This window comes from Rhodococcus sp. 66b (assembly GCF_002076325.1).
Classification (GTDB): Bacteria; Actinomycetota; Actinomycetes; order Mycobacteriales; family Mycobacteriaceae; genus Rhodococcus_F; species Rhodococcus_F erythropolis.
Genome location: NZ_MUZB01000008.1, coordinates 173,827 through 187,915, shown reverse-complemented (window position 1 = coordinate 187,915; position 14,089 = coordinate 173,827). Strand labels below are relative to the sequence as shown.

Sequence of the window (14,089 nt, the reverse complement as noted above, 5' to 3'; positions counted from 1 at the left end):
CGGTCAGCCTACGGTCGAGCACCGTGCGCGGACATCACCCCTGCCGTCCGGGACAATGAGTGCCGTGACGACACCACCCCTCGACCGTTTTCCTGTAGTTCTGTTCGATCTGGACGGAACCATCACCGATTCCGCTCCCGGCATTCACGGCGGCTTCCGACATGCGTTGGCAACTGTCGGCCATCCGGAGCCGACGGAAGCGATGTTGGCATCGGTGATCGGCCCGCCGATGGTCGATACCTTCAGGTCACTCGGCATGGCCCCGGCGGACGTGGATCGGGCGATCGCCGCGTACATCGAGCGTTACGACGCGACCGGGTGGCAGGAGAACTCGGTGTACGAGGGTATGGACGTCGTCCTGGGTAAGGCTCGCGCGAGCGGCACCCGACTGGCCGTCGCCACCTCGAAGTCGGAGCGATTCGCCATTCGCATTCTCGAGCATTTCGGCCTGGCCGAGCACTTCGAGTTCATCGGCGGCGCAAGTGACGACGGAACTCGTCGGGCGAAACCCGATGTGATCGCGCACTCGCTGACCTCACTCGGGATCACTCCCGTCCTCGCCGCCGACGGCGGAACCCCCGACGTGCTCATGATCGGCGATCGTGATCACGACGTGCTCGGCGCCGCGAAGTACGGCATCCCCACCGTCGTCGTCGAATGGGGCTACGGTTCCGCCGAGGAAGCGCGACAAGCGTTTCGCTCCGTATCGTCGGCATCCGAACTGGGAGGACTTCTCGATGGCCGCCTCTGAACCACTCCACGTGACTGAACCACTCCACGTGACGTTTGTGTGCACCGGCAATATCTGCCGGTCACCGATGGCCGAAAAGATCTTGCTCGCGCATCTGGGCCGTGAAGGCCTCGCCGACCGCGTGCGTGTCAGCAGCGCCGGTACCGAGGGGTTTCACACCGGTAGCGAGGCCGACGAGCGGACCAACGTCGTGCTCCGAGCGGCCGGATATCCGACGGGCCACAGCGCCGCGCAGGTCAATGCAGATCATCTCGCCGCCGATCTTGTCGTCGCCCTCGACACCGGGCACGAACGTGAGCTTGCTCATCTCGGCGTGCCCACCGAGCGTCGGCGCCTACTGCGATCGTTCGACCCCGAGGCGGACGGAGAATCGGTTCCGGACCCGTACTACGGGGATCAGGAGGACTTCGAACTGGTTCGAGACCAGATCGAAGCGGCCATTCCCGACATACTCGACTGGATCCGCGAGCGAGCCTGAACCCGGAGCAAAATTCACTCCCGTTCGGGCAACGGATACCGTGGACGTGTGCGAAGACTGAAATTCCTGTTGCGGCCCGGTTGGTTGGTACTGGCAGCTGTGGTCGGGCTCTTCGCCTACCTGTGCTTCACCGTGCTCGCTCCGTGGCAGCTCGGCAAGAACACGAAGACCGAGCACCGCAATGATCTGATCTCGAACTCGATCAACGCGGAGACCGTGCCGATCGGTGATGTCATCGCCGATTCGACGATCGCACCGGACGACGAATGGCGAAACATCACCGCGGCCGGTACCTATCTGCCCGACGCGGATATCCTCGTCCGACTGCAGTCCATCGAGGGCGCGCCGTCGTACGAGATCCTGACGCCTTTCCGCCTGGACGACGGCCGCACGATCCTCGTCAATCGCGGATACGTTCGGCCGATCAACGGCGCCGAGGCACCGCCCATCGCTGCGCCGCCGACCGACCCGGTCACTCTCAACGGCCGTGTGCGCCTGTCGGAAGGCACTGCACCCGGCCGAGTACCGATGTTCGAGGACGGCGCGAAGCAGGTCTACTCCATCGACGCACGTCCGATCGGCGAGTTCATCGGAACGGACCTGATCGACGCGTACATCCAACTCGAACCCGACCAGCCCGGCGGTCTCGGCACGATCCCGCTCCCCCAACTCGACGCGGGCCCCTACCTCTCGTACGGGTTCCAATGGCTGGCGTTCGGCATCATGGCGCCGCTCGGACTGGCTTACTTCATTCGCGCCGAGTGGCGCGAACGTCGCAAGGAAAAAGCAGCTCAAGCAGCTGTGGACGGTTTCGCAGCCGACGACGCCGCTGCCGAGACGACCCCGGAAGCGGCAGTGTCCGCGCCTGCCGCACCCCCCGCCGAACCGGCTCGTACCTTCAGCCGTCGCAAGAAGCCGGAGCCGGAATCAGTGCCGCTGACGGCACAGGAAGCCAAACTTGCCGATCGATACGGCAATACCCGCTGAAATACCCGCTGACACCACAGCTGCACTGATCTGCACCGCCGACGAAAGCCTCGCCGCGCGGCGCAGATCGTTCGGCGTAGGCACAGGCCCGCGGCCGAGGACGGGACGCATCTCCACCCCGTGCGCATACTCGGTCCGACCACCCAACGAAATGCCCAACGCCCCTGCCGCCGACGCTTCCGCGACGCCCGCATTGGGGCTTGGATGAGCCGCTGCGTCGCGTTTCCACGCTGCCAGTGATTCCTGAACCGAGCCGCCCACCACCGGTGCACACGCAGCCGTCAGCGCACCTGTCAGCCGAGCGGGGACGATGTTGACCAGGTCGTCGAACCTCGCCGCAGCCCACCCGAATCTGAGGTACTTCTCGGAGCGGTAGCCGATCATCGCGTCGAGTGTGTTGGCAGCGCGGTAGACGAACAGGCCTGGCACGCCCGCAATTGCACCCCAGAACACTGCGCCGACGGTTGCATCCGAGGTGTTCTCGGCAACCGACTCCAGTGCTGCACGCGTGAGGCCCTCCTCGCCCAGCACCGAGGGATCGCGTCCGCAGAGTGAAGGAAGTAGCTCACGCGCTGTCGTCAGGTCGCCGTCGACCTGTGACGCCTCCAATCGAGCGGCCATGTCGATGCCGGTGCGTGCAAGCGACGTTCCGCCGAGCACGGCCCAGGTAGCTATCGCAGTCGTACCCGTGACGGCCACCCAACCGGCCCGGCGCGACGCTGCTTCGGCTGTGAGGCCAAGTCCTGCGGTGCCGGCCAAGAGCACGGCAACATGAAGTGTTCCGGCCGCGCGCGAGTCCCGGTAGGACATCTTCTGCAGCGCGATAGCCGCGGTTCCGAAGCCGGCAACCGGATGGAACCGCCCCGGATCGGCGAATGCCCGATCCGCAACGAAGCCGAGGAGAAGCCCGGCAGCTCGCGCATTGAATCGAGATTGGGACGAACGAACCGAAATCTGCACGAGCGTAGTTGTAGCAGCGACGCTCGTTCTCTGGCCAACCGTCACATGTCTGCCCGAGCCGATCTCTACCCGTCCCAGTCGATCGTCAGGTAGATCAAGCGGTGCATTCGGTTGATTTCCCAGACTCGGGCAATCCCGGTCGCCAGTGCGTCGCTTTGGGAACGAACCCGGATCGTCTGCCCCGGGAACAACGCAACACTGAGACTGGGCATCTCGGCGATATGTATGTGCGGACGGGTGGGATGCACGCGCGTCGGGTCGACGGCTACTTCGATCACAGAACTGGACATGCGTCCAGAATGGCGTATTGCGGACAATTCGTTGCCGAAAATGAAAAAACCCCGATCTGCGTCGACAAGCAGATCGGGGTTTGAATTCTTTGGTGGGCGCGGAGGGTTTCGAACCCCCGACCGCTGGTGTGTAAAACCAGAGCTCTACCACTGAGCTACACGCCCGAACTCCCGGTGAGACCCTCACCGGGAGTGCTCTAAGACTCTAGCGCGGCAAGCGCGTTTGCCCAAAGTCCGTGGTCACGGGCTTCTCCGGGGCCGTTCATCTCGGCAAAACGAATGACTCCGTCTTTGTCGATGACAAAGGTGCCACGATTCGCGAAGCCCAACTTGTCGTTGAACACCTCGTACTTCTGAGCGACTTCACCGTGCGGCCAGAAGTCCGACAGCAAGGGAAATGTGTATCCCTGCTCAGCCGACCAGATCTTGTGAGTCGGCGAAGCACCGACAGAAATCGCGAGAATGGCAGTGTCGTCGTTCTCGAACTTCGGAAGCTCGTCACGGACCTTGCAGAGTTCCCCCTGACAAGTCCCGGTGAAGGCCAACGGATAGAAGACCAGCAGAACATTCTTCTTGCCGCGGAAATCTGCTAGCGAGACTTCCTGGTTGTTCTGGTCCTTCAAGGTGAAATCCGGTGCCTGCGCACCAACTTCGAGAGGCATGTGCAATTCCTTGGGAAAGTGCGGAAAGGGCCGGGTCAGCGCTTGTTGGCCGGACGAGCCTTCGGCTGAACCAGTCGACTTCCCGACCAGTCACCGAGGTTGGCTGCCGATGTCTGCGTCAAGCCGGCAGTCGGCGCCGATTCGGCGATCTCGCTGGGCTCGACATGTCCGTCGAGACCGGTCTTGGGAGTGAGAACCCACACGAAGCCTTCGTCGGCGAGGGGCCCGATGGCATCCATCAAGGCATCCACCAGGTCACCGTCCTCGTCGCGCCACCACAGCAGCACGACGTCGATGACCTCGTCGGAATCCTCGTCGAGCATTTCCCCGCCGATGGTTTCCTCAACCGCGGCACGAATGCCGTCGTCGGTATCCTCATCCCAGCCCAGTTCCTGCACCACCATGTCAGTGGTAATCCCGAGTTTCTGAGCGTAGTTCTGGGCATCCGCCGCGGCGACCACGGTGGGGTCCTCCTTTTGTTGATGGTGTGTGGCGACCCCGCACACCTACCGTTTGACGATCAATTAGGGAAAGCGAACATGGTCTGAGGCGTTAGCGCAAGCCGACCACGCCGAAAACTTTCACCAAAGATCGTCTTCTGACACACGGCGAACCTTACGCCTGCGGATTACCGCAGGTCACAGGGATCCACATTCATCGAAGATCGACTTGCGAATCGAATTGCTCGTATCGCTGATCGAATTGATTTCATCCGCCGAATGATCACTCTCGATCACGACTGCAGATGAACGTAGGTTCGCGGCCAATTCGTCGAACAGTCCGGAAAGTTGCGCCGGAAGTTCACTCGCGACCGAGTCGAACCACGAGGCGGTGTCCCTGGCCGACGAAGCAGCAGCGCTTGCTTCGGCTCTCAGGTCGGTCTCACCATGATTTCCGGCGTCGACGTAGGCATTGAACGCGACCACGTCGTTTTTCGATCGAGAGACCGCTTCCTCACAGATCGCGAAAGCTGCCTCTGCCGCATCTGCCGCCGCTTTCGACGAGGACGCGGCGGCCATCGAAATACTCACCTCGGATTGGTATGCAGCCACGTGCGCTTCATTGGGTACTGCCGATCCGGTCACCGCCGCCGAACATCCCACGATCACCGACAGTCCCACTGCGATCGATCCGACCGAGACCCACGCCCCGACCCTGCCGTAATTGATTTCTTTGTTTATTTTTTCCCACCCCTTCATACGTTCCGATCGATCCCCCAAGCCTGTGACTACGGGGAACCATCACACCCCTGCGTCACGCCGAAAAACGCTACCCGAGAGTAACCAGAGGCGAGGTGTGCCGGACCGACCGGGATGGTGAAAGATGAGGTACGCGCCATATTCACGATGGAAGTGCGTCGGACCTAACAAGGCCTCGATCACCTATGTAAGGACGCCCCACCACGCGTCCCCAAACCAATGAGGAGCACACGTTGTCTGACCTGATCCAGGGTCCCGCGTCCGGGCAGAACGCCGATTCCGGCGCCGCCGGCGAGTCGGGTTCGCCCGCGTCGAACACGCCGGGGGGAACCGACGGTCGCGTTCGCGTCATTCGCGAAGGTGTTGCGTCGTACCTGCCGGACATCGATCCGGACGAGACCACCGAATGGCTCGAATCATTCGACGGACTTCTGGATCGATCCGGACCCACGCGTGCCCGCTACCTCATGCTCCGCATGCTCGAACGCGCCGGTGAGAAGCACGTCGCACTCCCCGCGCTCACCTCGACCGACTACGTCAACACGATTCCGACCGAAAACGAGCCGTGGTTCCCCGGCGACGAAGAGGTCGAGCGCCGCTATCGCGCCTGGATCCGTTGGAACGCCGCGATCATGGTCCACCGCGCGCAGCGACCGGGCGTCGGCGTCGGCGGTCACATCTCCACCTACGCATCCTCGGCAGCCTTGTACGAGGTCGGCTTCAACCACTTCTTCCGCGGCAAGGACCACCCGGGCGGTGGCGACCACATCTTCATCCAGGGTCACGCCTCCCCCGGCATCTACGCACGCGCCTTCCTCGAGGGCCGCATCCCCGCGGAACAGCTCGACGGATTCCGCCAGGAGAAGTCCCACGCCGACTTCGGCGGCGCACTGCCGTCCTACCCGCACCCCCGGCTGCTTCCCGACTTCTGGGAGTTCCCGACGGTCTCGATGGGCCTCGGCCCGATGAACGCCATCTACCAGGCCCGGTTCAACCACTACCTCAACGACCGCGGTATCAAGGACACCACCGATCAGCACGTGTGGGCGTTCCTCGGCGACGGCGAAATGGACGAGCCCGAATCACGCGGCCTCGCTCACGTCGCGGCAACCGAAGGCCTCGACAACCTCACGTTCGTCGTGAACTGCAACCTCCAGCGCCTCGACGGCCCGGTCCGCGGCAACGGAAAGATCATCCAGGAACTGGAATCGTTCTTCCGCGGTGCCGGCTGGAACGTCATCAAGGTCGTCTGGGGCCGCGAGTGGGATGCGCTGCTGCACGCCGATCGCGACGGCGCACTCGTCAACCTGATGAACGTGACGCCGGACGGTGACTACCAGACGTACAAGGCCAACGACGGCGCGTTCGTACGCGATCACTTCTTCGGACGTGACCCCCGCACCAAGGAACTGGTCAAGGACCTCACAGACCAGGAAATCTGGAACCTCAAGCGCGGTGGCCACGACTACCGCAAGGTCCACGCCGCCTACGCAGCGGCCATGGCGCACAAGGGCCAGCCGACGGTCATCCTGGCGCACACCATCAAGGGCTACACCCTCGGCAAGCACTTCGAGGGCCGCAACGCCACACACCAGATGAAGAAGCTGACGCTGGACGATCTCAAGGCGTTCCGCGACATGCAGCACATCCCGATCTCGGATGCCGAGCTCGAGAAGGATCCGTACCTGCCTCCGTACTACCACCCGGGCGCGGACGCTCCCGAGATCAAGTACATGCTCGACCGTCGTAAAGCACTCGGCGGGTTCCTGCCTTCCCGCAACACCGACGCTGCTCCGCTCAAGCTCCCCGAGGACAAGACGTACGACGTCATCCGCAAGGGCTCGGGCAAGCAGGAAGTCGCCACCACCATGGCGATCGTGCGCATCCTCAAGGAACTGTTGCGCGACAAGGAGATCGGCAAGCGGATCGTGCCGATCATTCCGGACGAGGCCCGTACGTTCGGTATGGACTCGTGGTTCCCGTCGCTGAAGATCTACAACCGCAACGGACAGCTCTACACCTCCGTCGACGCCGAACTCATGCTCGCCTACAAGGAGAGCCCGATCGGCCAGATCCTGCACGAGGGCATCAACGAGGCCGGTTCGACGGCATCGTTCACCGCAGTCGGCACGTCCTACGCCACCCACGGTGAACCGATGATTCCGCTGTACATCTTCTACTCGATGTTCGGTTTCCAGCGCACCGGCGACGGCCTGTGGGCGGCTGCCGACCAGATGGCTCGGGGATTTGTTCTCGGCGCCACCGCCGGTCGTACAACTCTGACCGGTGAAGGTCTCCAGCACGCCGACGGACACTCGCTGCTCCTGGCATCCACCAACCCCGCCGCTGTCACCTACGACGCCGCGTTCTCGTACGAGTTGGCGCACATCGTCAAGGACGGCTTGCGCCGCATGTACGGCGGCACCGAGGGCGTCGACGGTTTCGGTGGCGAGAACATCTTCTACTACCTGACCATCTACAACGAGCCGTACGTTCAGCCGGCCGAGCCCGAAGGTCTCGACGTCGAGGGCTTGCTCAAGGGCATCTACCTCTACAAGACGTCCGAAGCAGCCGGCCCGAAGGCACAGATCCTCGTATCCGGTGTCGCGATGCCGGAGGGTCTGCGTGCGCAGAAGCTGCTCGCCGACGAATGGGGCGTCTCGGCCGACGTCTGGTCGGTCACGTCCTGGGGTGAGCTGCGCCGCGAAGGCGTCGAATGCGAACGTCAGGCGCTGCTCAATCCGTCCGAGGATGCTCCGGTTCCCTTCGTCACCACGGCGTTGTCGTCGGCCCAAGGCCCTGTCGTCGCGGCTTCGGACTGGATGCGGGCGGTCTCGGATCAGATCCGTCAGTGGGTTCCCGGCGACTACACCACGCTCGGCACGGACGGGTTCGGGTTCTCCGATACCCGCACTGCAGCGCGTCGCTACTTCAACGTCGATGCCGAGTCCATCGTCGTTGCCGTGCTGATCGGCTTGGCGAAGGAAGGATCGATCGAGCGGTCGAAGGCCGTCGAAGCAGCGAGCCGATACCGCATCGACGACGTGAATGCTGCTCCCGAGCAGACCGGGGACACCGGTAGCGCCTAAGTCGTAGGGCAACAGTCCCAGCGATCGAAAACAGACCTACGCCCATCGCCGAGGGTGTCATCTCGACATCCGCTGCGGCGATGGGCGTAGGTTTTTCTCATGCCCGAACCTGATCCCGAGAAACCCGAAGAGGGCGTACGCCGCACTCGACCACAGTCGTCCGGGTTGCAGGCTGTACTCGCCCGCCGTCGTCAGGTTCGCGATCCACTTCCAGAAGCCTTGCTCCGCCGCGTCAAACAGTTCTCCGGTCGACTCTCCACCGAGGCCGTGACCGTGATGGAGGAGCAGCTTCCGTTCTTCGACAGTCTCGACGCTTCGCAACGTGCCGACGTTCAACTCTTGGTGCAGACGTCGGTGGTGAATTTCCTGGAATGGCTGCGGCAACTCGACTCGGAGATCAGCTTCGGATACGAGTCTTTCCCGGTCATCCCTCAGGATCTTGCTCGACAGCTCACGTTGCGCCAGACCGTCGACATGGTCCGGGTGGCGATGGAGTTCTTCGAGAAATGGCTGCCGGCTCTCGCCCGCAACGATCAGCAGCTGATCGCGCTGACGGAAGCCGTCCTGCGCTACGGGCGTGAACTCGGTTTCGCAGCAGCGACGGTGTACGCAAGCGCCGCCGAGTCGCGCGGTGCCCTGGACACGCGACTGGAAGCGCTCGTCGTCGACGCCGTCGTGCAGGGAGACACCGGCTCGGACATGCTCTCCCGCGCAGCCACCTTGAACTGGGACGCCACGGCTCCGGCCACCGTCATCGTCGGGTCTCCCCCGCCGGACGAGCGGGTCTCGGTTGCCGGCACCGTCCACGCCACTGCCGCCGCGCACGGGCGCGCTGTTCTCGCCGTGGTGCAGGGTCCGCGACTGGTGATGATCGTCAGCGGCGAGCTGAGCAGTAAGACGGAAGGCAGCCAATTCCTTCAAGACCTGCTCATGAGTTTCGCCGACGAACCGGTGGTGATCGGCCCGACAACGCCCTCGTTGAGCGCAGCACACTTCAGTGCGTCCGAAGCTCTCGCGGGAATCAAGGCCGTCGCCGGGTGGCGCGGCGCACCTCGTCCCGTTTTCGCGACTGAACTGCTCCCGGAACGGGCACTACTCGGAGACGACGCTGCCGTAAAGGCTCTTCGCGATTTCCTGGTCGCACCTTTAGCGGAATCCGGCACAGTCTTGACCGATACTTTAGACAGTTATCTCGACTGTGGAGGTGCGGTTGAGACTTGTGCACGTCTTCTGTTTGTTCATCCAAATACCGTTCGGTACCGCTTGAAGCGAATCGCGGAAGTTACCGGCCGGGATCCTACGAATCCACGCGACGCATACGTACTACGGATCGCCGCTACCGTGGGCCGATTGACACAAATCGATCTCAAATCGAACAATTCGGTTACTTCAGTCACATCTTTAACATCCGGACAAACAAACCTGTAACCCCCGAGCGTCCAATTTCGATGGCCGGGCGCGACGTGGGATTTTGTGGGAACCCTACAAAACACTTCGCCAGAGTTCATCGCGACCGACATCTCGCAGGTCACTCGCGGCGGTGTTCTCTTAATAAGTGATTTCGTTGCTCGCCCCGGGACAGGGCTCTCAGACACCCGGCATGCTCAGCCCATGGCTGGCACTGCCCGGAGCGCAAGACCGCCTCGAAGTGTGGTCGAAGGCAGCCGGCCTTGACCTCGTCCGACTCGGCACGACCGCGACTGCAGAAGAAATCACCGACACCTCGGTAACCCAGCCCCTCGTCGTTGCCGCTGCTCTGCTGGCGTACGAGGAAATCGAATCACGTGGGCTCCTCGGCGCCGACGTCATCGCTGCCGGCCATTCAGTGGGTGAACTTGCCGCTGCTGCGGTCGCCGGTGTTATTTCCGCTGACGACGCGGTCGCACTTGCCGCCCTCCGCGGCGCCGAGATGGCCAAGGCTTGCGCGCTCGAGCCCACCGGCATGTCAGCCGTTCTCGGTGGCGACGAAGCCGAAGTGCTCGCACGACTCGAAGAACTCGGGTTGGAAGCGGCCAACCGCAATGCGGCCGGCCAGATCGTGGCTGCCGGACTGCTCACCGCGCTCGAAGAACTCGCAGCAAACGCACCCGAAAAGGCCCGAGTCCGCGCACTGCCCGTCGCCGGCGCTTTCCACACCCGATTCATGGCACCTGCACAGGATGCCGTCGCAGCTGCTGCCGCCAAGATCACCCCGTCCGATCCGACGCGCACGCTGCTTTCCAACTCGGATGGCGCCCCAGTCTCCTCGGGCGCCGACGCCCTCACCAAACTTGCCGCGCAGGTAACCCGCCCCGTTCGTTGGGACCTCTGCTCCGCGTCGTTGCGGACAGCAGAAGTCAGCGCGATCGTGGAACTCCCGCCGGCCGGAACCCTCGTCGGAATTGCCAAGCGCGAAATGCGTGGCACACCGACGGTGGCCCTCAAGAACCCGGAGGATATCTCCGCACTGTCCGAGCTGACCTAGCTCGGACGCCCACCCGGCCGATCAGCCCGAACGGCGGCCGGACGTTTCACCCCACCTCAATCGATCAAGAAGGGAGCCACACCAGTGGCCCACACTCAGGAAGAAATCATCGCGGAACTCGGCCAGATCGTGGAGGAGGTCACCGGTATCGAGCCTTCCGAGGTCACCGTTGACAAGTCCTTCGTGGACGACCTCGATATCGACTCCCTGTCCATGGTCGAGATCGCTGTTCAGACCGAAGACAAGTACGGCGTGAAGGTCCCCGACGAGGATCTCGCAGGCCTGCGCACCGTCGGCGACATCGTCGCGTACATCCAGAAGCTCGAAGCCGAAGGCGCCGAAGCCAAGAACGCAGAGTGAGCCGACCGTGACTTCCGCTTCTACCCGCAAAGGGAAATTCCCCGACATCGTCGTCACGAGCCTCGCGACGTCGACCTCGGTGGCTGGTGATGTGGATGGCACGTGGAAGGCGCTACTCGCCGGCGAAAGCGGCATCGGAATCCTCGATGACCCGTTCATCGACGAGTTCGACCTTCCCATTCGCATCGGCGGGCACCTGAAGGTTTCACCAGACGAGGGCTTGTCCCGCGTCGAAATTCGACGGATGAGCTGGGTGGAACGCCTTGCCCTCACGTTGAGTCGCACGGTCTGGAGCAACGCCGGCAGCCCCGAAGTCGATCAGGACCGCCTCGCGGTTGTCATCGGCACCGGACTCGGCGGCGGCGACACGCTCATCGACGCCGTCGACAAACTCCGTGGCGGCGGATACCGCAAGGTGTCCCCGTTCTCGGTGCAGATGGTCATGCCCAACGGACCGGCCGCAACGGTCGGGCTCGAACTCGGGGCCCGCGGCGGCGTCATCACCCCGGTGTCGGCATGTTCGTCAGGTTCCGAGGCAATTGCTCACGCTCACCGCATGCTTGTCATGGGTGACGCGGACATGGTTGTGGCTGGTGGAGTCGAGAGCTTCATCGACGCGGTTCCGATCGCGAGCTTCGCCATGATGCGTGCAATGAGCACCAACAACGACAATCCGGCCGCAGCTTCACGTCCTTTCGACAAGGACCGTGACGGATTTGTCTTCGGCGAAGCCGGCGCACTGATGATCCTCGAAACCGAGGAACACGCAAAGGCACGCGGGGCCACCATTCATGCCCGCCTGCTCGGTTCCGGAATCACTTCGGACGGGTACCACATCGTGGCACCGCATCCGGAAGGCCTGGGCGCGGCGCGAGCCATGACCCGAGCAATCGAGATGGCCGGACTGACGAAATCCGACATCAAGCACATCAACGCCCACGCCACTGCGACGCCGATCGGTGACATCGCAGAGGCAAAGGCAATCAACGCAGCGGTCGGCAATCACGCTGCGGTGTACGGCCCGAAATCCGCGCTGGGACACTCGATCGGCGCTGTCGGCGCCCTCGAATCAGTCCTCACGGTTCTGGCGGTGCGTGACGGGATCATCCCGCCCACGCTCAATGTTGACAGCCAGGATCCAGAAATCGATCTCGATGTCGTCAAGGGTGAACCCCGAACCGGCTCTTTCGATTTCGCACTGAACAACTCGTTCGGTTTCGGTGGGCACAATGTCGCGCTCGCCTTCGGTCGGGCCTAGCCCGAACCGCGGTTTGCACCTGTCCGCGGGTGTCGTTGCAACACAACGTCACCCGCGGACAACACCGACCTTTCGTTCCACCCAAGGCTCGTACTGAAGGAGGACGCGATGACCATCCTGGCCCCCGTGACAAAGTCCGAATCATCGACAGACCCGCGCGATCCTCTTGCGCGCCTGGAAAATCTGTTCGACCCCGGCACAACAGTGCCGCTCCACGCCCGTGACAAGTCCGGCGTGCTCGCTGCGTCCGGAAACATCGACGGCGTCCGCACCATCGCATACTGCTCCGATGCCACCGTCATGGGCGGCGCAATGGGCGTCGACGGTTGCAAACACCTCGTCAAAGCCATCGATACCGCCATCGAGGAAGAGTCCCCCATCGTGGGTCTCTGGCACTCCGGTGGCGCGCGTCTGGCTGAAGGCGTCGAAGCACTCCACGCAGTCGGACTGGTCTTCGAGGCCATGGTCCGTGCGTCGGGTCTCATACCTCAAATTTCCGTCGTGCTCGGCTTTGCCGCTGGTGGAGCCGCGTACGGTCCAGCCCTCACCGATGTCGTGATCATGGCGCCGGAAGGCCGAGTGTTCGTCACCGGCCCAGACGTAGTTCGCAGTGTCACCGGTGAACAGGTCGACATGGTGTCACTCGGCGGTCCGGACACACACACCAAGAAGTCGGGTGTCGCGCACATCGCCGCACACGACGAGGCCGACGCATTGCACCGCGCACGACGCCTGGTCTCGATGATGTGCGAGCAGGGCGAATTCGATCAGCGGGCAGCGGAACTCGGCGACAGCGATCTGCGCGCCATGATGCCTGCGTCCGCAAAACGTGCATACGACGTTCGTCCCATCGTTCACGAAATGCTCGACAACGTCGAAGGCGAGTCGAGCTTCGAAGAACTGCAAGGCAATTACGCGCGGAGCATCGTCACCGGTTTCGGCCGGATGGCCGGACGCACGGTTGGCGTCATCGCGAACAACCCACTGCGACTCGGGGGGTGCCTGAACTCCGAAAGTGCAGAGAAGGCCGCTCGATTCGTGCGACTGTGCAACGCATTCGGCGTGCCGCTCGTAGTCGTCGTCGATGTTCCCGGGTATCTGCCTGGCGTGTCGATGGAGTGGGAAGGCGTGGTTCGGCGCGGCGCGAAGTTACTTCACGCCTTCGCCGAGGCGACTGTCCCCCGCGTCACCGTTGTCACTCGAAAGATCTACGGCGGCGCATACATCGCAATGAACTCGCGAGCACTGGGAGCCACGGCCGTTTTCGCTTGGCCCAACTCCGAAGTGGCCGTGATGGGCGCGAAGGCTGCTGTCGGCATCCTGCACAAGCGGGCTCTCGCTGCGGCACCGGACGACGAGCGTGAAGCATTGCACGACCGTCTCGCTGCCGAACACGAGGCGATCGCAGGCGGCGTCGACCGCGCTGTCGAAATCGGCGTCGTCGACGAGGAAATCGACCCGGCGAAGACTCGCAGCATCGTCACCGCTGCGCTCGCGTCTGCACCATCTGTCCGTGCGCGCCACAAGAACATTCCGCTCTGACAACCCTGGACAGCAAGGTGGGCCTCGCCGATACGGCGGGGCCCACCTT

14 protein-coding genes and 1 tRNA gene are annotated in these 14,089 nt (G+C 63.1%); 9 read left to right on the top strand and 6 right to left on the bottom strand.

Annotated features, from left to right (window positions below; genetic code table 11):
* Window positions 1-55 precede the first annotated feature (55 nt).
* Genes B0E55_RS16995 through B0E55_RS16985 form a run of 3 tightly spaced genes read left to right on the top strand, consistent with a single transcriptional unit; the run spans window position 56 to window position 2,216 of the window.
* Complete coding sequence (locus B0E55_RS16995) at window positions 56-751, top strand: HAD hydrolase-like protein (RefSeq protein ID WP_019748958.1); 696 nt, start codon at window positions 56-58, stop codon at window positions 749-751.
* Window positions 738-1,229, top strand: a complete 492-nt coding sequence (locus tag B0E55_RS16990; RefSeq protein WP_021334191.1) for a low molecular weight protein-tyrosine-phosphatase — start codon at window positions 738-740, stop codon at window positions 1,227-1,229. The genes B0E55_RS16995 and B0E55_RS16990 overlap by 14 nt, the downstream gene beginning before the upstream one ends.
* Window positions 1,230-1,277: 48 nt before the next feature.
* Entirely contained in the window at window positions 1,278-2,216 is a 939-nt protein-coding gene (locus tag B0E55_RS16985; protein ID WP_080910083.1) for an SURF1 family cytochrome oxidase biogenesis protein, read from the top strand.
* Here B0E55_RS16985 and B0E55_RS16980 read toward each other — a convergent pair.
* The 6 genes from B0E55_RS16980 to B0E55_RS32210 form a co-directional block, all read right to left on the bottom strand.
* Entirely contained in the window at window positions 2,157-3,176 is a 1,020-nt protein-coding gene (locus B0E55_RS16980; protein WP_080910082.1) for a cobalamin biosynthesis protein, read from the bottom strand. The two genes, B0E55_RS16985 and B0E55_RS16980, sit on opposite strands and share 60 nt — an antisense overlap.
* Window positions 3,177-3,241: 65 nt before the next feature.
* Window positions 3,242-3,466: a hypothetical protein gene (locus tag B0E55_RS16975; RefSeq protein ID WP_003941648.1), complete on the bottom strand. Its 225-nt coding sequence runs from the start codon at window positions 3,464-3,466 to the stop codon at window positions 3,242-3,244.
* Window positions 3,467-3,556: 90 nt separating this feature from the next.
* Window positions 3,557-3,631, bottom strand: a tRNA-Val gene (locus tag B0E55_RS16970).
* 32 nt (window positions 3,632-3,663) lie between these two features.
* Window positions 3,664-4,128, bottom strand: a complete 465-nt coding sequence (locus B0E55_RS16965; RefSeq protein ID WP_019748962.1) for a peroxiredoxin — start codon at window positions 4,126-4,128, stop codon at window positions 3,664-3,666.
* A 35-nt stretch (window positions 4,129-4,163) separates the two neighbouring features.
* Window positions 4,164-4,589 (bottom strand): DUF3052 domain-containing protein, encoded by a 426-nt coding sequence (locus B0E55_RS16960; protein WP_003941575.1) that lies wholly within the window; start codon window positions 4,587-4,589, stop codon window positions 4,164-4,166.
* A gap of 177 nt (window positions 4,590-4,766) precedes the next feature.
* Window positions 4,767-5,327 carry a hypothetical protein gene (locus tag B0E55_RS32210; protein WP_020969928.1) on the bottom strand — a complete coding sequence of 187 codons (561 nt, stop codon included), beginning with the start codon at window positions 5,325-5,327 and terminating at the stop codon, window positions 4,767-4,769.
* A 233-nt stretch (window positions 5,328-5,560) separates the two neighbouring features.
* On the opposite strand from B0E55_RS32210, the gene aceE reads away from it, so the two are divergent.
* From aceE to B0E55_RS16920, 6 genes are all read left to right on the top strand, one after another.
* A complete protein-coding gene (gene aceE / locus B0E55_RS16945; protein ID WP_007735476.1) occupies window positions 5,561-8,416 on the top strand; it encodes a pyruvate dehydrogenase (acetyl-transferring), homodimeric type in 2,856 nt (951 codons plus the stop codon).
* A gap of 99 nt (window positions 8,417-8,515) precedes the next feature.
* The gene (locus tag B0E55_RS16940) at window positions 8,516-9,844 is read left to right on the top strand and encodes a PucR family transcriptional regulator (protein WP_019748966.1); all 1,329 of its coding nucleotides are present in this window, start codon (window positions 8,516-8,518) and stop codon (window positions 9,842-9,844) included.
* A 127-nt stretch (window positions 9,845-9,971) separates the two neighbouring features.
* Window positions 9,972-10,880: an ACP S-malonyltransferase gene (locus B0E55_RS16935; protein ID WP_020908154.1), complete on the top strand. Its 909-nt coding sequence runs from the start codon at window positions 9,972-9,974 to the stop codon at window positions 10,878-10,880.
* Between the two features lie 84 nt (window positions 10,881-10,964).
* A complete protein-coding gene (acpM, locus tag B0E55_RS16930; protein ID WP_003941649.1) occupies window positions 10,965-11,240 on the top strand; it encodes a meromycolate extension acyl carrier protein AcpM in 276 nt (91 codons plus the stop codon).
* A gap of 7 nt (window positions 11,241-11,247) precedes the next feature.
* Entirely contained in the window at window positions 11,248-12,498 is a 1,251-nt protein-coding gene (locus B0E55_RS16925; RefSeq protein ID WP_003941591.1) for a KasA/KasB family beta-ketoacyl-ACP synthase, read from the top strand.
* 108 nt (window positions 12,499-12,606) lie between these two features.
* Window positions 12,607-14,040 (top strand): acyl-CoA carboxylase subunit beta, encoded by a 1,434-nt coding sequence (locus tag B0E55_RS16920; protein ID WP_003941597.1) that lies wholly within the window; start codon window positions 12,607-12,609, stop codon window positions 14,038-14,040.
* The last annotated feature ends 49 nt before the right edge of the window (window positions 14,041-14,089 follow it).